The 18,603-nt window shown below is 70.8% G+C and carries 20 protein-coding genes; 6 read left to right on the forward strand and 14 right to left on the reverse strand.

Annotated elements, in window-relative coordinates; translation table 11 throughout:
* Positions 1–280 precede the first annotated feature (280 nt).
* From ACZ7LS_RS27815 to ACZ7LS_RS27825, 3 genes are read right to left on the reverse strand one after another with little or no spacing between them, the layout of a single operon-like run.
* On the reverse strand, positions 281–1,063 hold the full coding sequence (locus ACZ7LS_RS27815; RefSeq protein ID WP_382523572.1) for a DUF3710 domain-containing protein: 783 nt from the start codon (positions 1,061–1,063) through the stop codon (positions 281–283).
* Position 1,064: 1 nt separating this feature from the next.
* Entirely contained in the window at positions 1,065–1,589 is a 525-nt protein-coding gene (gene dut / locus ACZ7LS_RS27820; RefSeq protein WP_356511798.1) for a dUTP diphosphatase, read from the reverse strand.
* A complete protein-coding gene (locus tag ACZ7LS_RS27825; protein WP_382523569.1) occupies positions 1,586–2,206 on the reverse strand; it encodes a PaaI family thioesterase in 621 nt (206 codons plus the stop codon). Before ACZ7LS_RS27825 ends, dut begins: the two co-directional genes overlap by 4 nt.
* A 58-nt stretch (positions 2,207–2,264) precedes the next feature.
* Here ACZ7LS_RS27825 and ACZ7LS_RS27830 point away from each other — a divergent pair, with 58 nt between their 5' ends.
* Positions 2,265–2,723 carry a DUF3093 domain-containing protein gene (locus ACZ7LS_RS27830; RefSeq protein ID WP_382523566.1) on the forward strand — a complete coding sequence of 153 codons (459 nt, stop codon included), beginning with the start codon at positions 2,265–2,267 and terminating at the stop codon, positions 2,721–2,723.
* A gap of 45 nt (positions 2,724–2,768) precedes the next feature.
* On the opposite strand, the gene ACZ7LS_RS27835 is transcribed toward ACZ7LS_RS27830, so the two are convergent.
* The 4 genes from ACZ7LS_RS27835 to ACZ7LS_RS27850 form a co-directional block, all read right to left on the reverse strand.
* On the reverse strand, positions 2,769–3,683 hold the full coding sequence (locus ACZ7LS_RS27835; protein WP_382523563.1) for a hypothetical protein: 915 nt from the start codon (positions 3,681–3,683) through the stop codon (positions 2,769–2,771).
* Between the two features lie 13 nt (positions 3,684–3,696).
* Complete coding sequence (locus ACZ7LS_RS27840) at positions 3,697–3,993, reverse strand: DUF4193 domain-containing protein (RefSeq protein WP_030350183.1); 297 nt, start codon at positions 3,991–3,993, stop codon at positions 3,697–3,699.
* A 404-nt stretch (positions 3,994–4,397) separates the two neighbouring features.
* Positions 4,398–5,630, reverse strand: coding sequence for a sensor histidine kinase (locus ACZ7LS_RS27845; RefSeq protein ID WP_382523561.1), 1,233 nt, complete (start codon positions 5,628–5,630; stop codon positions 4,398–4,400).
* A gap of 5 nt (positions 5,631–5,635) precedes the next feature.
* Entirely contained in the window at positions 5,636–6,289 is a 654-nt protein-coding gene (locus tag ACZ7LS_RS27850) for a response regulator transcription factor (RefSeq protein WP_382523559.1), read from the reverse strand.
* Positions 6,290–6,639: 350 nt separating this feature from the next.
* Between ACZ7LS_RS27850 and ACZ7LS_RS27855 the strand changes: the two genes are divergently transcribed.
* Positions 6,640–6,822: a hypothetical protein gene (locus ACZ7LS_RS27855; RefSeq protein WP_382523557.1), complete on the forward strand. Its 183-nt coding sequence runs from the start codon at positions 6,640–6,642 to the stop codon at positions 6,820–6,822.
* A gap of 167 nt (positions 6,823–6,989) precedes the next feature.
* On the opposite strand, the gene ACZ7LS_RS27860 is transcribed toward ACZ7LS_RS27855, so the two are convergent.
* Together ACZ7LS_RS27860 and ACZ7LS_RS27865 are read right to left on the reverse strand one after the other, a co-directional pair.
* Positions 6,990–7,778, reverse strand: coding sequence for an inositol monophosphatase family protein (locus ACZ7LS_RS27860; RefSeq protein WP_382523714.1), 789 nt, complete (start codon positions 7,776–7,778; stop codon positions 6,990–6,992).
* 98 nt (positions 7,779–7,876) lie between these two features.
* Positions 7,877–9,004 carry a ferrochelatase gene (locus tag ACZ7LS_RS27865; RefSeq protein ID WP_382523554.1) on the reverse strand — a complete coding sequence of 376 codons (1,128 nt, stop codon included), beginning with the start codon at positions 9,002–9,004 and terminating at the stop codon, positions 7,877–7,879.
* 188 nt (positions 9,005–9,192) lie between these two features.
* On the opposite strand from ACZ7LS_RS27865, the gene ACZ7LS_RS27870 reads away from it, so the two are divergent.
* Both ACZ7LS_RS27870 and ACZ7LS_RS27875 read left to right on the forward strand, forming a co-directional pair.
* Complete coding sequence (locus ACZ7LS_RS27870; protein WP_382523551.1) at positions 9,193–10,440, forward strand: MFS transporter; 1,248 nt, start codon at positions 9,193–9,195, stop codon at positions 10,438–10,440.
* Positions 10,400–11,719, forward strand: coding sequence for a D-arabinono-1,4-lactone oxidase (locus ACZ7LS_RS27875; RefSeq protein ID WP_385135795.1), 1,320 nt, complete (start codon positions 10,400–10,402; stop codon positions 11,717–11,719). The genes ACZ7LS_RS27870 and ACZ7LS_RS27875 overlap by 41 nt, the downstream gene beginning before the upstream one ends.
* A 53-nt stretch (positions 11,720–11,772) precedes the next feature.
* Here the strand turns inward: ACZ7LS_RS27875 and ACZ7LS_RS27880 are convergent, their stop codons facing one another.
* Complete coding sequence (locus tag ACZ7LS_RS27880; protein ID WP_385135798.1) at positions 11,773–12,621, reverse strand: hypothetical protein; 849 nt, start codon at positions 12,619–12,621, stop codon at positions 11,773–11,775.
* A gap of 455 nt (positions 12,622–13,076) precedes the next feature.
* Here ACZ7LS_RS27880 and sepH point away from each other — a divergent pair, with 455 nt between their 5' ends.
* On the forward strand, positions 13,077–14,138 hold the full coding sequence (gene sepH, locus ACZ7LS_RS27885; protein ID WP_382970938.1) for a septation protein SepH: 1,062 nt from the start codon (positions 13,077–13,079) through the stop codon (positions 14,136–14,138).
* A gap of 85 nt (positions 14,139–14,223) precedes the next feature.
* Here sepH and ACZ7LS_RS27890 read toward each other — a convergent pair whose 3' ends face one another.
* Positions 14,224–15,051 (reverse strand): sulfurtransferase, encoded by an 828-nt coding sequence (locus tag ACZ7LS_RS27890; RefSeq protein WP_385135802.1) that lies wholly within the window; start codon positions 15,049–15,051, stop codon positions 14,224–14,226.
* 211 nt (positions 15,052–15,262) lie between these two features.
* Between ACZ7LS_RS27890 and ACZ7LS_RS27895 the strand changes: the two genes are divergently transcribed.
* Positions 15,263–16,039 (forward strand): VOC family protein, encoded by a 777-nt coding sequence (locus ACZ7LS_RS27895; RefSeq protein WP_382523537.1) that lies wholly within the window; start codon positions 15,263–15,265, stop codon positions 16,037–16,039.
* 53 nt (positions 16,040–16,092) lie between these two features.
* Here ACZ7LS_RS27895 and ACZ7LS_RS27900 read toward each other — a convergent pair whose 3' ends face one another.
* The 3 genes from ACZ7LS_RS27900 to ACZ7LS_RS27910 form a co-directional block, all read right to left on the reverse strand.
* Positions 16,093–16,734 (reverse strand): thymidine kinase, encoded by a 642-nt coding sequence (locus ACZ7LS_RS27900; protein WP_382523534.1) that lies wholly within the window; start codon positions 16,732–16,734, stop codon positions 16,093–16,095.
* A gap of 69 nt (positions 16,735–16,803) precedes the next feature.
* Entirely contained in the window at positions 16,804–18,000 is a 1,197-nt protein-coding gene (locus ACZ7LS_RS27905; protein WP_382523531.1) for an alkaline phosphatase family protein, read from the reverse strand.
* The gene (locus tag ACZ7LS_RS27910) at positions 18,000–18,596 is read right to left on the reverse strand and encodes a DUF5998 family protein (RefSeq protein WP_382523529.1); all 597 of its coding nucleotides are present in this window, start codon (positions 18,594–18,596) and stop codon (positions 18,000–18,002) included. The genes ACZ7LS_RS27905 and ACZ7LS_RS27910 overlap by 1 nt, the downstream gene beginning before the upstream one ends.
* Positions 18,597–18,603 lie beyond the last annotated feature (7 nt).

An 18,603-nucleotide genomic window follows, 5' to 3' on the forward strand; every position in this document is an offset into this window, starting at 1 on the left:
TTGGCGATGAGGGCCACCAGCGCGAAGACCGCGATCGTGGTGGCGACGAAGGCCAGGTCGGCCATCGGGTGCTCCTGAATGAGTGCGGGGAGATATGACCCCCTGAGGAAACCCGCTGTCCCGGCGGTCTCCGCCTCCGTTGACGGGTCTCATACGGAGGGGAGCCCCCGCTTGACGCGTTTCCTACGGTCACACCCGTGACCAGTGAGAAGACGAGGGGAAACGACGATGGGCCGCACCCCCGTGAAGGGGTGCGGCCCACGCTATTTCCGATCAGGTGTCAGCGCACTTCGGTGATCTCCGGCCCGCGCTGGAGCTGTCCCATGCCACCGGAGAAGCGGGATCCCTCCTGCTCCTCCTGCTGGACACCCTCGGCCACCATCTGCGCGTCGTCCGGCAGCTTGAGGACGATGGGGTCGCGGGGCGCCATCGGTCCCTCGCCGCGTACGACGACGGTGTCCCTGAAGATCTGTTCGAGCAGCCCCGCGGCCTCGGGCTGCACCGCGCCCTGCCCGGAGATCACACCGCGCAGGAACCAGCGCGGTCCGTCGACGCCGATGAAGCGCACCAGCTGTACGCCTCCGGTGCCGTCCGGCAGCTGTACGGGGACCTGGGCGCGCAGCTCCCAGCCCAGCGGGCCCTCGACCTCGTCGATGATGCCGCCCTGCTGGGTGATGCCGGAGGCGATCTCCTCGCGGACCTCGCCCCAGATGCCTTCCTTCTTGGGCGCGGCGAAAGCCTGGAGCTGTACGGCGCTGTCGCGCACGACGACGGTGGCGGCGACGATCGCGTCACCGGCGACCTCCACCCGCAGCTCCATGCCGTCGACGGCGGGGACGAAGACGCCCCCCAGATCCACCCGGCCCTCTTCGGGCTTGGAGATCTCGGAGATGTCCCAGGGACCGTCGGGCCTGGGCGCCGGCGGAAGGTTCGCCCGGCGGGGTGCGTCCCCCGCCTCGCTGTCATCGGCGTCCACGCCGACGCCGTCGGTGAACTGCCCGGCCTCGCCCGCTGCGTCCGCCGTGTCCTCTGCGGAACCACTCTTCTTGCGACGTCCGAACACGTCACTGTCCTTCCCGGTCGGATACGACCGAAGCGTATCGATTCCCACCCTGTACCCCGCCCACGGCGGAATGACCACCGGTGGAGCCGAAGCCCCCCTCGGCCCGCGCGGAGCCGGGAAGTTCCGCCACCTCGTGGAAGCGCACCTTCTCGACCCGCTGGACGATCAGTTGGGCAATCCGGTCGAACCGCTCGAACCGAACGCTCTCGCGCGGGTCCAGATTGACCACGATCACCTTGATCTCTCCACGGTACCCGGCATCCACCGTCCCCGGGGCATTCACCAGAGCGACACCGCAGCGGGCGGCGAGCCCGGAGCGCGGGTGCACGAAGGCCGCGTAGCCGTCGGGCAGGGCGATGGCCACCCCGGTCGGCAGGACCACACGCTCACCGGGGGCGAGCTCCGCGGCCTCGGTGGTGACCAGATCGGCTCCCGCGTCGCCCGGGTGTCCATACGACGGAAGCGGGGCCTCCGGATCGACACGGCGGATCAGTACGTCCAGGGGGCCGGCAGGGGCAGGGCTCATGGGTTCACCTCGAAGGCGCGGGCGCGCTTGATCTGGTCGGGATCGGCCATGGCCGCCCGGATCTCCTCCTGGCGGCCGTTGTCGATGAAATGATCGACCTTGACCTCGATGAAAAGGGCGTCGGCGCGGACGGCGACGGGTCCCTCGGGGCCACCGAGTCTGCCGGTGGCGGTGCAGTAGATCTTCCGCCCGTGGACGGCCGTCGTCTCGGCCTCCAGATACAGCGTCGTGCCCACCGGTACGGGCCGTACGAACTCGGTCTGGAGCCGGCCGGTCACGGCGATCACGCGCAGCAGCCAGTTCAGCGAGCCGAGCGTCTCGTCCAGCGCGGTGGCGAGCACACCGCCGTGCGCGAGCCCGGGGGCTCCCTGGTGGGCGGGCTTGACCGTGAACTCCGCGGTGATACGGACGCCCTCACCGGCGCGCGCCAGCAGCTGGAGTCCATGGGGCTGTGCCTCGCCGCAGCCGAAACAGTGTTCGTAGTGCGCCCCGAGCGGCTCACCGGGGGCGGGAGCGTCGGGGTGCCGTACCGGCGGTACGGCGTCGGCCGGCGGTGTCAGGGGCCCCGGCCCCGCGGGGGATCCGGGAGGCGCTCCCCGGGATGGCACGTTACTCACAGGCGCAGACCTTACCCGCGCGGTCGCCCGGCAGGCGCACCGTGCCAAGCTTGGCTCCATGGAGCCTTCCGCCACGCGCTACGACGAACGTCTGACAGCCCCCCCTTCCTGGTGGGGGATCGCCGCTCTGATCGCCGTCTCCGGCGGTCTGATCACACTGCCGATGGGGCTGCTGCCGATGCTCGGCGGGGTGATCGCCGCGGGCGCGCTGGCCGCGGCCGGGGTGAGTTCCTACGGCTCGGCGCGGATCCGGGTGGTGGCCGGTTCGCTGGTCGCGGGCGAGGCGAGGATCCCGGTGTCGGCGCTCGGTGAGGCCGAGGTGCTCGACGACGAGGAGGCGCGGGCCTGGCGGCTGCACAAGGCCGACCCGCGCGCCTTCATGCTGCTGCGCAGCTATGTGCCGACGGCGCTGCGCGTGGAGATCACGGACCCGGAGGACCCGACGCCGTACGTCTATCTGTCGACGCGGGACCCGAAGGCGCTGGCGGCGGCGCTGAACGCGGTACGGACCGCCTGAGAGCCCGCTCCGGTGCCGGGCGGGCTTTCGCTTTCGCGGCACGCGCTAGTGGCCCAGTTCCCTGGGCAGCTCGACGGGAAGCTCCGCGGGCCGCTCCAGCGGGGGCAGCGCGGGCAGCGCGTCCCAGGGGATCTGGCGGGCCCGCAGGTCCTTGCGGATGCGCTCGGCGACCTTCTTGGTGTCCCGCCGGTTCATCATCGCGCCGACGGCCGCTCCGATCATGAACGGGACCAGGTTCGGCAGACTGCGGACCGTGCGCTTCATGATCTGCTGCCGCAGCTCGCGCTTCATCCGGCCGCTCAGCGCGCCGTTGAAGGTCGACGGTTTGGTGATGTCGACCCCGCGCTCCTCCGTCCAGGACGTCAGATAGGCGGCGCTGCGCTCCTTGAGCGAGCCGGGCGGGCGCAGTCCGTAGACCTCGTGCAGCTCCGCGATGAGTTTCAGCTCGATCGCGGCGACGGCGGTGATCTCGGCGGCCAGCTCGGCCGGCATCGCGGGCGGTACGGGCAGCATCGCGGCGGCGCCGATACCCGCGCCGACCGTCGAGCTGCTGTTCGCGGCGCCCGCGACCAGCTTGTCCGCCAGCTCCTCGGGACCCAGGCCCGGGAACTGCTTGCGGAGGGTGGCGAGATCGCGGACCGGAACCCGAGGAGCGTTCTCGATGATCCGGTCGGCGAGATGGGCCAGCGCCGCCTTGGCGCTGTCGCCGCCCCTGCGTACACCCCGTTTGACGGTGTCCAGGCGCCGGCCCCCGGTCTTGGGGCCGCCGTGGTCTTCCCGGTCCGCATCGAGCGAGGCCGGCCGGCCCCGCTCGTCGTCACCCGCGCCGGAACGGGGCGACAGGGCGGAGTGCTCGGCAGCGGGCTGAACGCCTTCTGCCGGGCCTGTGCCGCCCTCATACACCTCCGGTGAACTCTTACGCCGGAAGCGTCGTTTCCGGAACGGTGTGTCGCCTGCCACGGCCGGCCTGACCTCAGTCGCAGTCGCGGCAGATGGGCTGACCGTTCTTCTCCCTGGCGAGCTGGGAGCGGTGGTGCACCAGGAAGCAGCTCATGCAGGTGAACTCATCCGCCTGCCTGGGCAGCACCCGGACGGACAACTCCTCGTTGGAGAGATCCGCGCCGGGCAGTTCCAGGCCCTCGGCCTGCTCGAACTCGTCGACGTCGACCGCTGAAGTCGACTTGTCGTTCCGACGGGCCTTCAGTTCCTCAAGGCTGTCCTGATCGACGTCGTCATCGGTCTTGCGTGGGGTGTCGTAATCCGTTGCCATGTCGCTCTCCCCCTCTGGGTGTCTGTGGTGTCTCAGCGCGGGTAACGCGTGAGAGGCCGGACTTGTGCCCGACCTGAGGCGGAGATTTTGCCTCACATCAAGGTCTGTTACTCAATCGACACCCAACCGGACTCACGTGGAGTGATCGGCTTCGGGTGGCGAAGGGGACCGTACACGGTCCCAATGTCGTACTTCACGGGCGCCACCCCGTGTACTTCCCGTGATCCCGACCCCTGGAAACCCGGACTTTACCGGCTTTCCGTTGAAGGCTTGATCACGCAGAGTGGATAGGCGGGAATTCGCCCCTGTGATCGATCACACATGGGTCCGCCCAAAACTGATGGCGAGAATTCCGCGCAAAGCGAACAAAGCAATCTTCCTGCCTGAACACTCCGCGCAGTCTCTCAGACCGGGAGAGTGACACGCATCACGAGTCCACCGCCCTCGCGCGGTTCGGCGTGAATTCGTCCGCCATGGGCGCGCGCGACGGATCTGGCGATCGAAAGCCCCAGGCCAACGCCCTTGTCACTGCCGGTGCGCTCGGTCCGCAGCCGCCGGAACGGCTCGAAGAGATTGTCGATCTCGTACGCGGGAACCACGGGACCGGTGTTCGACACCACCAGGACCGCCTGGCCCTGCTCGACCGCGGTGGTGACCTCCACCCAGCCACCTTCCGGGACGTTGTACCGGACCGCATTCTGCACCAGATTCAGCGCGATCCTTTCCAGCAGGACGCCATTCCCCTGCACGACGGCGGGCACGCGCTCGCCGCGGATCTCCACCCCCTTCGCCTCCGCCTCGGAGAGCGCCTGATCCACCGCACGGGTCGCCACCTCGGCGAGATCGACCGGTTTTCGCTCCACGATCTGGTTGTCGCTGCGGGCGAGCAGCAGCAGACCCTCCACCAGTTGTTCACTGCGTTCATTGGTGGCCAGCAGGGTCTTGCCGAGCTGCTGGAGCTCCGTGGGCGCCCCCGGATCGGAGAGATGGACCTCCAGCAGGGTGCGGTTGATCGCAAGCGGCGTACGCAGCTCGTGCGAGGCGTTCGCGACGAACCGCTGCTGCGCGCTGAAGGCCCGCTCCAGCCGCTCCAGCATCTCGTCGAAGGTGTCGGCCAGCTCCTTGAGCTCGTCGTCGGGGCCGTCCAGCTCGATGCGCCGGGACAGGTCGGAGCCGACCACGCGACGCGCGGTACGGGTGATCCGGCCCAGTGGTGAGAGGACCCGTCCCGCCATCGCGTAGCCGAAGGCGAACGCGATGACGCTGAGGCCGACCAGCGCGAAGAGCGAGCGGCTGAGCAGGTCGTCGAGCGCCTGCTGACGCTGGTGGTTGACGCAGGCGTTCATCGCCGCGTTGAACTCCTCCGGGGGTGCCTGGTCCGGGAAGTTGCAGACCTCGCTGCTGACCTTGCCCGTCACGATCTTGAACGGCAGCTCGCTGCCCACGTGCAGGGCCTGCGCGGCCAGCAGATAGATGATCGAGAGCAGCAGGATGCCGGCGATCAGGAACATGCCGCCGTAGAGCAGCGTGAGCCGTATCCGGATGGTCGGACGCACCCAGGGGAGCGAAGGATCCGGGCGTCTGGGGTCCCAGGTCGGCTTCGGGGGCGCCGCGGGGGGCGCGGGCGTACTGGACACCGACATCAGATCCGGTAACCGGAGCCGGGCACCGTGACGATCACGGGTGGCTCGCCGAGCTTGCGGCGCAGCGTCATGACGGTCACGCGCACGACGTTCGTGAACGGGTCGGTGTTCTCGTCCCACGCCTTCTCCAGCAGCTGCTCGGCGGAGACGACGGCGCCCTCGCTGCGCATCAGGACTTCGAGCACCGCGAACTCCTTGGGCGCGAGCTGGATCTCCCTGCCCTCACGGAAGACCTCGCGGCGGTTGGGATCGAGCTTGATCCCGGAACGTTCCAGCACAGGAGGCAGCGGTACGGTCGTACGACGGCCGAGCGCCCGTACCCGCGCGGTCAGCTCACTGAACGCGAAGGGCTTGGGCAGATAGTCGTCCGCGCCCAGCTCCAGTCCCTCGACCCGGTCGCTGACATCGCCCGAGGCCGTGAGCATGAGGACCCGGGTGGGCATCCCCAGCTCGACGATCTTCCGGCAGACGTCGTCGCCGTGGACGACGGGCAGGTCGCGGTCGAGCACGACCACGTCGTAGTCGTTCACCCCGATCCGCTCCAGTGCCGCCGCTCCGTCGTACACAACGTCGACGGCCATGGCCTCCCGGCGCAGTCCGGTGGCCACCGCATCGGCGAGCAGTTGCTCGTCCTCGACGACGAGTACGCGCACGTCGCTGTTCCTTCCTCTGGGCCCGTCACCCGTGATCAGGGCAGGTTGTATCACTGGCTGTGCGGGGCCATCCTGCCCTTAACGGCCATAAACCGGCGGTAAGACGATGCTGGATGACCTGGCACATCCGGGAATGAACCGGATTTGTTGATGCGTTGAGGTTTCTCGACGGCGGACCGTGGGGAAGACGATTTCACACCCGAGATCACGCCCTGTTTGTGGCATGCCACACCCTTATCTGTCATCCAGAGGCAGTGGGTGCGTGATCTTCCCGCCGTCGGCACACCCCCGTGCCACCGACCACGACGTCGGCACACCCCCGTGCCACTGACCCACGACGAGGGGGCGCAATGGACGCGTTCACCGCCGGGCTTCTGCAGCGTATAAGGGCCACGGAAACGGATCTCACTCATGCCCGTGAAACGGGCGACGACTTCCTCGCGGATGTCGAACAGGAAGAGCTGGAAGACCTTCGCCGGCTTGCCGCCGAGCATGGCGTGGATGTGGAGGTCGGCGCCGTCACCGGCGTCTGACCTGCGCCGCGGTCGCACAGACACCGTCGTACAGCCATAGCCGTACAGACATACAGAATCACGACATTTACAGAGCCGTAGATACCTACAGAGAAGGGCCCCGGCACCGAGGGGAACGGTGCCGGGGCCCTTCCGTGTGCCCGCCGTCCGGCCGGCACACGGACGTTCTAGTCGTGCCAGGCGCCGTACTCCTCCAGCAGCGCCTGGAGGGGCTCGAAGACGCCGGGGGTGGCGGCCACCGCCAGGTCGTAGCCGGGCCGGGTGCCGGGACGGCCGCCCGTGAGCGCGCCCGCCTCGCGTGCGATGAGATCGCCCGCCGCCAGGTCCCAGGGGTGCAGTCCGCGCTCGTAGTAGCCGTCGAGCCGCCCGGCCGCGACATCGCAGAGGTCGGACGCCGCCGAGCCGCCGCGGCGGATATCGCGCAGCTGGGGGATCAGCCGCTGGGCGATCCCGGCCTGGTGGGCGCGGACGGCGGTGACGTAGTTGAAGCCCGTCGACACGAGCGCACGCTCCAACGGCGGAGCCGGGCGGCAGCCGATCGGGCGGTCATTGAGGAAGGCTCCGCCACCGCGCACAGCACGGAAGACCTCACGGCGCAGCGGGATCGCGACGACTCCCGCCAGCGTCTCGCCGTCGCGTTCGGCGGCGATGGAGACGGCCCAGGTGGGCAGCCCGTAAAGGTAGTTGACCGTGCCGTCCAGCGGGTCGATGACCCAGCGGACCCCGCTGCTGCCCGCCGAGCTGGCGCCCTCCTCGCCGAGGAAGCCGTCGTCGGGGCGGTGTTCCGAGAGATAGCCGGTGATCAGTTTCTCGGCCGCGATGTCCATCTCGGTGACGACATCGATGGGACTGGACTTGGTGGCGGCGACGGCGAGATCGTCGGGGCGGCCGTCACGCAGCAGCGCGCCGGCCCGGTTCGCCGCCTCCAGGGCGAGGGCGAGCAGTTCCCCGCTCAGGGCGTCGTCGGCCGCGGTGTCCTGGTGCGCGGCGCCTGGGTGCGCGGTGCCTTGGTACGGGGCGTCCTCGTTCGGGGCGTCGGTCACAGCGGGCTCCTTCAGGCGTACGGGCTGTCGGCGCCCGCCGCGGCGGGCCTGGGGGCACGGGCGGGGCAGCAGCCGACCGGGCAGAGGTCATGGCTCGGGCCGAGCGCGCCCAGGGAGCAGCGTTCCACCGCGCGCCCCCGCTCGGTGGCGGCGCGTTCCAGGAGGAGATCGCGGACGGCTCCGGCGAAGCGCGGATCCGCCCCCACCGTCGCCGAGCGGCGTACGGGGAGTCCCAGCTCGGCGGCCTTGGCGGTGGCTTCGGTGTCGAGGTCGTACAGGACCTCCATATGGTCGGAGACGAAACCGATGGGGGCCATCACGACGGCGGGGACTCCGGCGCCGTGCAGGGTCTCCAGGTGGTCGCAGATGTCCGGCTCAAGCCACGGGATGTGCGGGGCGCCGCTGCGCGACTGGTAGACGAGCCGCCAGGGGTGCTCGACGCCGGTCTCCGCACGGACCGCGTCCGCGATCAGCCGGGCGACGTCGAGATGCTGGGCCACATAGGCGCCGCCCTCGCCGTGGGCCTCGACGGGCCCCGAGGTGTCGGCGGCCGCGTCGGGGATGGAGTGGGTGGTGAAGGCGAGGTGCGCGCCCGCGCGTACGTCCTCGGGCAGGTCCGCGAGCGACGCGAGCACGCCGTCGACCATGGGGCGCACGAAGCCGGGGTGGTTGAAGTAGTGGCGCAGCTTGTCCACCCGGGGCACCGCGAGCCCCTCCCCGGCCAGGGTGGCGAGCGCGTCCGCGAGGTTCTCGCGGTACTGGCGGCAGCCCGAGTACGAGGCGTACGCGCTGGTGGCGAGGACCGCGATACGGCGCCGGCCGTCCGCGACCATCTCGCGCAGGGTGTCGGTCAGATACGGCGCCCAGTTGCGGTTGCCCCAGTAGACCGGCAGGTCCACGCCGTGCTCGGCGAAGTCCTTGCGCAGGACCCCCAGCAGGGCGCGGTTCTGTTCGTTGATCGGGCTGACCCCGCCGAACAGGAAGTAGTGCTTGCCCACTTCCTTCAGCCGTTCCTTGGGGATGCCACGGCCCCTGGTCACGTTCTCCAGGAACGGGACCACATCGTCCGGCCCCTCGGGACCGCCGAAGGACAGCAGGAGAAGAGCGTCGTAGGGGGAAGTCGCGAGCTGTTCTGGCATGTGTCCGATCCTCCCACCCGGCGCTCCTCGCCCGGCAACCGCGCCCCGCGCCGCCCCCGCCCGGCGTTATCCGGGCTCGCCCGAGTCGCCCGGAGCCCCTGGGGTCGCCCGGCCGGAAAACGGGGCGCGCGCGGCGGATCCCCGACCGTAAGCTGTATCGCCAGATTCATTCCTTACCGGAGCGTCCGTTGCCCAGTTCCTACCACGCGATATTCGCCGCTCCCGGTACCAGGGGATTCAGTGCGGCCGGTCTGATCGGCAGAATGCCGCTGGCCATGATGGGCATCGGCATCGTGACGATGATTTCCCAGCTCACCGGGCGCTACGGGCTGGCGGGGGCGCTCTCCGCGACGCTGGCGATGTCCGCCGCGCTGTTCGGTCCGCAGATCTCCCGGCTCGTCGACCGGCACGGCCAGGGGCGGATCCTGCGCCCCGCGACCCTGGTGGCGGTGACGTCCGTGGCGGGGCTGCTCGTCTGCGCCCAGCAGTCCGCCCCCGACTGGATCCTGTTCGTCTTCGCCGCGGGCGCGGGGTGTGTGCCGAGCCTCGGCGCGATGGTGCGGGCGCGCTGGGCCGCGATCTACCGGGGCTCACCGCGCGAGCTGCACACCGCGTACGCGTGGGAGTCGATCGTCGACGAGGTGTGCTTCATCTTCGGCCCGATCGTCTCGATCGGGCTCTCGACCGCCTGGTTCCCGGAGGCGGGCCCGCTGCTGGCGGCCGTCTTCCTGGTCGTCGGTGTCGTCTGGCTGACCGCGCAGCGCGCCACCGAGCCCGTACCGCAGCCGCGCGAGCAGCACACCGGGGGTTCGGCGCTCCGCTCCCCCGGGCTGCGCGTCCTGGTGGCGACCTTCGTCGCGACCGGGGCGATCTTCGGCGCGGTCGATGTGGTGACGGTCGCCTTCGCGGAGGAGCGGGGGCACAAGGCGGCGGCGAGTCTGGTGCTGGCCGTGTACGCGCTCGGATCCTGTCTCGCCGGGGTGGTGTTCGGGCTGCTGCATCTCACCGGGCCGCCCGCGCGCAGGTGGCTGGTGGGCATCTGCGTGATGGCCTTGAGTATGATCCCCCTCCAACTGGCCGGGAACCTGCCGTTCCTGGCCGTGGCGCTCTTTGTCGCGGGCCTCTCCGTCGCGCCGACGATGGTGACGACGATGGCCCTCGTCGAAGCGCACGTACCGCGCACCAAGCTGACCGAGGGCATGACCTGGACCAGTACCGGGCTCGCGGTCGGCGTGGCGCTCGGCTCGTCGGCCGCAGGCTGGGTGGTCGACGCGGCCGGGGCCGAGGCGGGGTACGGGGTGCCCGTCGCGGCGGGCGCGGCCGCGGCCGTGGTGGCGTTCCTGGGGTTTCGCCGGCTGCGCGGGCCGGTACCGAGTCGGGGAGGGCGCGGGGCGGATGACCAGGAACCGTACGACGGCCACAAGAACGTGGCGTAACTGGGCGGGGACCGTCACGGCCCGTCCCGCCCGCGTGGTCTCCCCGGCCTCCGTCGAGGAGCTGACCGAGACCGTACGCCGGGCCGCGGAGGACGGGCTCAGGGTCAAGGCCGTCGGTACGGGCCACTCCTTCACCGCGGCCGCCGCCACCGACGGGGTGCTGATACGCCCCGATCTGCTGACCGGCATCCGGGAGACCGACCGGGCGGCGGGCACCGTCACCGTCGCGGCGGGCACCCCGCTGAAGCGCCTCAACACGGCGCTGGCCAGGGAGGGACTGTCGCTCACCAATATGGGCGACATCATGGAGCAGACCGTCGCGGGCGCGACCTCCACCGGTACCCATGGCACCGGCCGGGACTCGGCCTCCATAGCCGCGCAGATCCGGGCCCTGGATCTCGTCACGGCCGACGGCTCGCTGCTGCGCTGCTCGGCGGAGGAGAACCCGGAGGTGTTCGCCGCCGCCCGGATCGGGCTCGGCGCGCTGGGCGTGGTCACGGCGGTCACCCTGGCGGTGGAGCCGGTCTTCCTGCTGACGGCCCGTGAGGAACCGATGGCCTTCGACCGGGTCACGGCGGAGTTCGACCAGCATGTCGCGGAGAACGAGCACTTCGAGTTCTACTGGTTCCCGCACACCGGCAACTGCAACACCAAACGCAACAACCGCAGCGCGGGCATCGCGGCCCCGCCCGGCCGGCTCAGCGGCTGGATCGACGACGAACTCCTCTCCAACGGAGCCTTCCAGGCGGCCTGTTCGCTCGGCCGTGCCGTTCCCGCGACGATCCCCGTCCTCGCCAGGATCTCCAGTCGCGCCCTCTCCGCCCGTACGTACACGGACATCCCTTACAAGGTCTTCACTTCCCCGCGCCGGGTGCGCTTCGTGGAGATGGAATACGCGCTGCCGCGCGAGGCCGCGATCGGCGCGCTGCGCGAGGTCAAGGCGATGATCGAGCGTTCCCCACTGCGGGTGAGTTTCCCGGTGGAGATACGGACGGCTCCGGCGGACGACATCGCGCTCTCGACCGCGTCGGGCCGGGAGAGCGCGTACATCGCGGTGCATCTGTACCGGGGCACTCCGTACCGCTCCTACTTCACCGCCGTGGAACGGATCATGACCGCGCACGGCGGCCGGCCGCACTGGGGGAAGATCCACACCAGGGACGCGGCCTATCTGTCCGGGGTGTATCCGCGCTTCGGAGAGTTCACCGCGCTGCGGGACCGGCTCGATCCGGACCGGCTGTTCGGGAACGACTATCTGCGCCGGGTCCTCGGGGACTGAGTGCCGATGCCCGCTCCCGCGCCGGCGCTCCCCCGGCCCACGGGACGGTACGGCTACCGGCCCGCCGTCCCGGAACCGCCCGCCCCGGAACCGCCCGCCCCGGTGTCTCTCGTGCCGGTGTCACTCGTTCCGGTACTGCCGGAGGGCGTCGGTCCCGGGCCGGAGCCGCCGGAGCCGGACGGGGTGGCCGAGGGTGTGCCGGACGGGGTGGGCGACGGATCCGTGCCGCCGCCCCGGCCCGGGTCCGTATCCGTGCTCGGTCCGGTGCCGGGCGAGCGGCCCGGGTCCGTACCGCCGGTGCCGTCCGACGGCCGCCCGTCCGGTGTCCCGCTCGGATCCCCGGCGGGATCAGGGGAGTTGGCGGGGTCCTTCGACGGGGCGGAATCGCCGCCACCCCCGCGTACGACGTATCCGACGGTCGTTCCCCCGCTTCCGCTCAGATCCCGCCCGGCGGCCAGTTCGAAGCCGGTGATGCCGACCATCGCCAGCACGAAGACGACAACGGCCGCGCGGAGCGGGCGCTTCCAGCCCCGGACCCGGGTGCCATGGGTGGTGGCCGCCCCGAACTCCCCGTCCGGCAGCGGCGGATGACCGGGGCCGTCGTCCCGTACCGGCAGCTGCCTGCCCCCCGGCTTCGCCTGGACGGTGACCTCGCGTATCTGCTCACCGGTCCGCCGGAACAGATGCTGGAAGACCGGGCCGCCGCAGGTGGCGATCACGCTCACCACACCGGCGCCGACGATCGTCCCGTACACGCCGAGCCGGGAGGCGAGCACGGCGGCGGCGACCGCCGCGAGAGCGCTGCCCGCGACCTGCGGCACGCTCAGTTCGAGCCGCTCCCGCCGCTCTCCGGTTACCTCGCTCTCGCCCTGCCGTATACCGCTGCCCGACCTCTGATGCATCTACAGTCCCTGATCGCCCATCTGCCCCACCTTGCACCAGGAAAGGACAACTGAGCGAAACGGATAGTTCCGATTTCGGGGATTCTGTGAAGCAGGACACCCGTTCGGGATCGTCACCACGACTCAACTCCCCTACCCTGGGAGAACTTGGGCGGCGCGCCGGTCCACCCCCGTGGCCCGAATGGAGTACTGTGGCGAGCCCTGGGGCCGGACTCCCTCATGGGCGTCCGGGACCTACGGGAAGGGGGCCGAACGTGGCACTCGATCCGGCGGAGCCGTGGCACCGTACGGGCACCTGCTGCAGAGAGTGACCGGGTTCGTCACTCCGCGTCGCAAACAGGTAACCGTGTCATCGGCGATCCAGGACCCATGCCCGACACGCCGGGCAGCACGGAAAGGTTGTGGCAGGCTGCACCCGGGCAGGCCACACTCGACTAGCGGAAGCAGCGACGCACGTGACGTCGGCAGGCACCACCCGGGAGGTCCCCATGCCCGAACTGCGTGTCGTGGCCGTCTCCAACGACGGCACACGACTGGTGCTCAAAGCTGCCGACAGCACGGAATACACGCTTCCGATTGACGAGCGGCTGCGCGCGGCTGTGCGCAACGACCGTGCCCGACTGGGCCAGATCGAGATCGAGGTGGAGAGCCACCTCAGACCACGGGACATCCAGGCGCGGATACGAGCCGGTGCCTCCGCCGAGGAGGTCGCGCAGCACGCCGGAATCCCGGTGGACCGGGTCCGCCGCTTCGAGGGTCCGGTGCTCGCCGAGCGCGCCTTCATGGCGGAGCGGGCCAGGAAGACCGCCGTACGCCGCCCCGGCGAGAACACCGGACCCCAGCTCGGTGAGGCCGTGCAGGAGCGGCTGACGCTGCGCGGCGCGGACAAGGAGACCGTGCAGTGGGACTCCTGGCGCCGGGACGACGGTACGTGGGAAGTCCTGCTGGTCTATCTGGTCGCGGGCGAGCCGCACTCCGCGAGCTGGACGTACGACCCGCCCCGGCGGCTCGTGCAGGCCGTGGACGACGAGGCGCGCGCGCTGATCGGTGACACCGACGACACGGTCGCCACGAAGGAGCCGAGCTTCCCGTTCGTGCCCCGGATCGCGCGGCTGCCGCGCGACCGGCCGCTGGATCGTTCCCTCGACCGGCAGTTGGAGCGGCCGGTCGCGCCGGAGCCGGACGACACGAGCGAGCGCGACTCGCTGACCAGCCTGCTGGAGGCGGTGCCGAGCTTCCGCGGCGACATGGTGGTGCCCGAGCAGCCCATGGGCCCCGCGGCGGACCAGGAGGAGGAGCCGGAGGCCGAGGAGCCGGTGGCGCCCGCCGCCTCCGCCGGTGCGGGGTCGGCGTACGCGGATGTGCTGATGCCGCGTTCGGTGGCCGGCCACCGGGACCGGCTCACGGGTACGACGGACCGCCAGGCGGAAGCGGACGGCGTACGTCCGGGCCGCCGGGCCGCGGTACCGAGCTGGGACGAGATCGTGTTCGGTACGCGCCGCAAGAAACAGGACTAGGCCCTGCGCAGAAGGAGGGGCCGGTACTCACCGCAGCGGGTGAGTACCGGCCCTTCCGGCGTTCATGGCGTGCCGGGGGTCCGGCTCACTGGGGATCCGGGCCCTTGGCGACCGGACGCGAGGTGTCGGCTGACCATTCGGACCAGGAACCGGCGTAGAGCGCCGCCGGGATGCCAGCGATCTCCAGGGCCAGCACCTCATGTGCGGCCGAAACCCCCGAGCCGCAGTAGACACCGACCTTCGAATCACCGGTGACGCCCAGCTTCGCGAAGCGGGTCACGAGGTCCTGAGCCGGGCGGAACCCGCCGTTTTCAGCCACATTCTCCGACGTGGGCGCCGACAGCGCGCCGGGGATATGGCCGCCGACGCGGTCGATCGGCTCGACGTCACCTCGGTAGCGTTCGGCCGCCCGCGCGTCCAGGAGAAGCCCCTCGCGGGCCAGGGCCGCCGCGGCGTCCGCGTCCAGCAGCGGGAGCGCGCCGGGCGCCGGGGTGAAATCGCCTTCCGCCGGCACGGGGATCTCGGTGGTCACCGGGCCGGTCCAGCCGGCGAGTCCGCCGTCCAGGACCCGGACGTCCGGGTGGCCCGCCCAGCGCAGCAGCCACCAGGCGCGGGCCGCCGCCCAGGACTGTCCGCCGTCGTACACCACGACCGGCTTGTCCTGCGAGACTCCGGCCCGGCGCATCGCCGCGCCGAAGGCCGCCATCTCGGGCAGCGGGTGCCGGCCGGCCGCGCCGGGCGGTCCCGCCAGTTCCTGATCGAGATCGATATAGACGGCGCCCGGCAGATGACCGGTCTCGTACTGCGCGCGTCCGGGCGGACCGCCGAGCTGCCAGCGGGCGTCGAGCAGGACGGGCGGGCGCGGTCCGTCCGACTCGCAGGCGAGTTCTGCTGCGGTGATGATGGCTGTCATGGAGGCCATCCTCGCGCACGATCCGGGCCGCTCGTAACGGTGGAGAAACGGGGGGTAAACAGCGAATCGAGATCCCGCCAAATGCGGCGCGGCCGTCCGGCACCGGATGGCGGTGGGTGACAGCATCTCCACGGCCGTACGGCCATGTCCCGCAAGGCGGCTCACGCTCGTCCCCGGGCCGCCACCACGAAGGTCCGAGGAGAGAGTGACGATGACCGAGGCAGCGATCCGGCGCACACCCGGCACACCCTGTTGGGTGAGTCTGATGGTGCACGGCCTTGCCGCGACCGAGGAGTTCTACGGAGCGCTGTTCGGCTGGGAGTTCCAGCCGGGGCCGCAGCAGCTCGGACCGTACGTCCGCGGACTGCTCGACGGCAAGGCGATCGCGGGCATCGGCCAGCTGCCGCCGGACCGGCAGCTGCCCATCTCCTGGATGACCTATCTGGCGACGGACGACGCCGATCTGACGGCCGAGACGATCAGGAGCTGCGGCGGCACCGTCGGGGTGGGACCGCTGGACGCGGCCGAGGCCGGCCGGATGGCCATAGCCGCGGACCCGTCGGGTGCGGTCTTCGGGATCTGGCAGGCGGCGGCGCATATCGGCACGGCCGTGGCCGGCGCCCATGGCACCCCGATCTGGAACGAACTGATCACGCGTGAGACATCCTCGGTCGGAAAGTTCTACGAGGCGCTCTTCGACTATGACGTGGAGGAGGTCGTCTCCGCCGACCTCGATTTCATGACACTGCGTCTGGAAGGGCGTCCCGTCGCCTCACTGCACGGCGTGGGCCGGTCGCTCAACCGCGATCTCGGTTCGCACTGGATGACGTACTTCGAGGTGGACGACACGGACGCCGCCGCGAGGCTGGTGACGGAACTGGGCGGTCATGTGATCACGCCACCGCGCGAGGAGCGGTACGGGCGGCTCGCGACGGTCGCTGACCCGGAGGGCGCGGTCTTCACGATCGTACGGTCGGCCGCGCGCTGACCGGCGGCGTACGGGGCGCCGCCGTCCCGGCCGACGCGGCTCGGAGACGCGGCTCAGACCGGGAGGACGTCCGGGGAGAGGGTGGCCGCCCGCGCGGTGGCCGCCGTCATCCGGCGGCGGTGATGGCGCCGGCACAGCACCTCGTACCCGACCTGGTTCCCGTTCTGGTGGACATCCCCGACCACGACCTGCGCGCCCTCGACCACCATGGCGCCGCCGACCGTCCGCGCGTTGTGCGTGGCGCGCGCTCCGCACCAGCAGAGCGCCTCGACCTGGAGGACCTCGACCCGGTCGGCCAGCTCCACCAGCCGCTGGGAGCCGGGGAAGAGCTTGGAGCGGAAGTCGGTGGTGATACCGAAGGCGAAGACGTCCAGTTCCAGATCGTCCACCACCCGGGCGAGCTGGTCGACCTGGTCGGGTGCGAGGAACTGGGCCTCGTCGGCGATGACGTAGTCGCACCGGCCGCCCTTGGAGAGCCGGTCCACCAGATAGGCGTAGAAGTCGAAGCCCTCGGCGGCCTCGACGGCGTCGGTCACCAGGCCGAGGCGGGAGGAGAGCTTGCCCTCGCCCGCGCGGTCGTCACGGGTGAAGATCATGCCCTGGAGCCCGCGCGCGGAGCGGTTGTGCTCGATCTGAAGAGCGAGGGTGCTCTTTCCGCAGTCCATCGTTCCGGAGAAGAACACCAGCTCTGGCATGAGGGGGTGACGGCCTTTCGGTGAGCAGAGAGGAGAGCCCGGAAACCGCGACGCGCGGTCCGTCAGGCGCTAAGAGCGTACTTCGAGGAGCGGGACGAGCTGCTCGACGGGGGTCATCGAACCATGCATCCCGACCATCGCCGACTCGTGCGGCTCCCGTACGGAGGCGGTGATCACCACATCGTCGTGGGCCGCCGCGACGACATCGCCGATCCTGCCGTACACCCGCTCGTCCATCGCGCCGGGCGGTCCGAACCAGCCCGCCGCGATCGCCTCGTCCCGGCTCGCCACCCAGAAGCGCTCGCCGAGCACCTCGCGCCAGACGGTGAGCACATCGGCCCCGGCGCCCGGTACGGCGTAGACATGGCGGGCCCGGCCCTCACCGCCGAGCAGCGCCACCCCAGCGCGCAGCTCCCAGTCCTCGTCGAAGTCGATGCGCGACTCCTCGTCGAAGGGGATGTCGATCATGCCGTGGTCGGCGGTCACATAGAGCGCGGCCCGGGGCGGCAGTTGCTCGGCGAGGCGCTGGACGAGCCGGTCGACATACATCAACTGGCCGCGCCAGGCATCGGAGTCGACGCCGAAGCGATGGCCCTTGCCGTCGACCTCGCTGTAGTACGTGTAGACCAGCGACCGGTCCCCCGCGCCGAGTTGCTCGGCGGCCAGATCCATCCGCTCCTCGCCGGAGAGCCGGCCGAGGAAGGTCCCGCCGCTGAGCGCGACCTCGGTGAGCGGGGTGTGGGCGAAGGTCGGTGACGAGACCTGGGCGGTGTGGACGCCCGCGGCGTCGGCGAGCTGGAAGACGGTGGGGTACGGCTGCCAGACGTGCGGCGCGGTCCAGGGCTTCCAGCGGAGCTGGTTCATCAGCGCGCCGGTCGCGGGGTCGCGGACCGTGTAGCCGGGCAGGCCGTGGACGGCGGGCGGCAGGCCCGTACCCACGGAGGCGAGGGAGGTCGCGGTGGTGGCGGGGAAACCCGCGGTGAGCGGGCGTCCCGTGTTGCCGCGTGAGCTGCCGAGCAGCGAGGTCAGATAGGGGGCTTCGTCCGGATGTGCCGTGATCTGTTCCCAGCCGAGGCCATCGATCAGAAAGACGCAGTTCCGGTCGGCGGGGGTCAGTTCAGGGATGGCCGCGGTCAGGTTCGGTACGCCCTGGCCGGCCGCGAGGGTGGGCAGCAGGTCGGCGAGCGAGCCGCTGCCGTACTCGGGCAGCGGCGCGGTGTCGAGGGCGAGCGGGACGGGGTCCTGCCAGAGGGCTTCGGCGGCCATCAGCGGCCGGGCGCCGTGCCGGCGGCGGTGGCTTCGGAGAGGGCCTGGGCGAACGCGAGCGTCTGGCGGACGGTGTCGGGGCCGTCACCGGCCTCGCTGACGCGCAGGCTCAGATCGTCGGCGGTGGAGCTGCCGGTGTAGCCGTGGTCCGCCTCGCAGTTCGGGTCGCCGCAGGCGGCGGGCTCCAGATCGATCCGCGAGACGGCGCCCCAGCCGATGGTGAGAACGACCTCACGCGGCGGGGTGCCGGGGGTGTACGACTCCGGGTTGGCGACGACGCGGCTGACCACGACCGATGAGATCCGGTCGAGCTTGACCGACTCGGTGGAGGTGGTGGCGTACGGGGTCGGCGAGCTGGAGTCGGCGGCCTGCTCGTCGGTGTGGCTCACGATGAAGCGGTGGGCCGTCAGCACGAGGACGGTGACATGCCTGCGCACCTCGTTGGCGTCGAAGGTCGTCTCCTGGTGCACCAGGTACGACGCGATCGGCTCGCCACCGACGGCGGACTCCACCGCCTCGGCCACGAGAGCCGGGTAGTAGCCGCTGCGCTCGATCGCCGTGCGCAGCCCCTGGGTCGTCGTACCGGTCTTCGCCATGGGCTCC

It is taken from the genome of Streptomyces sp. NPDC039430 (assembly GCF_055639435.1).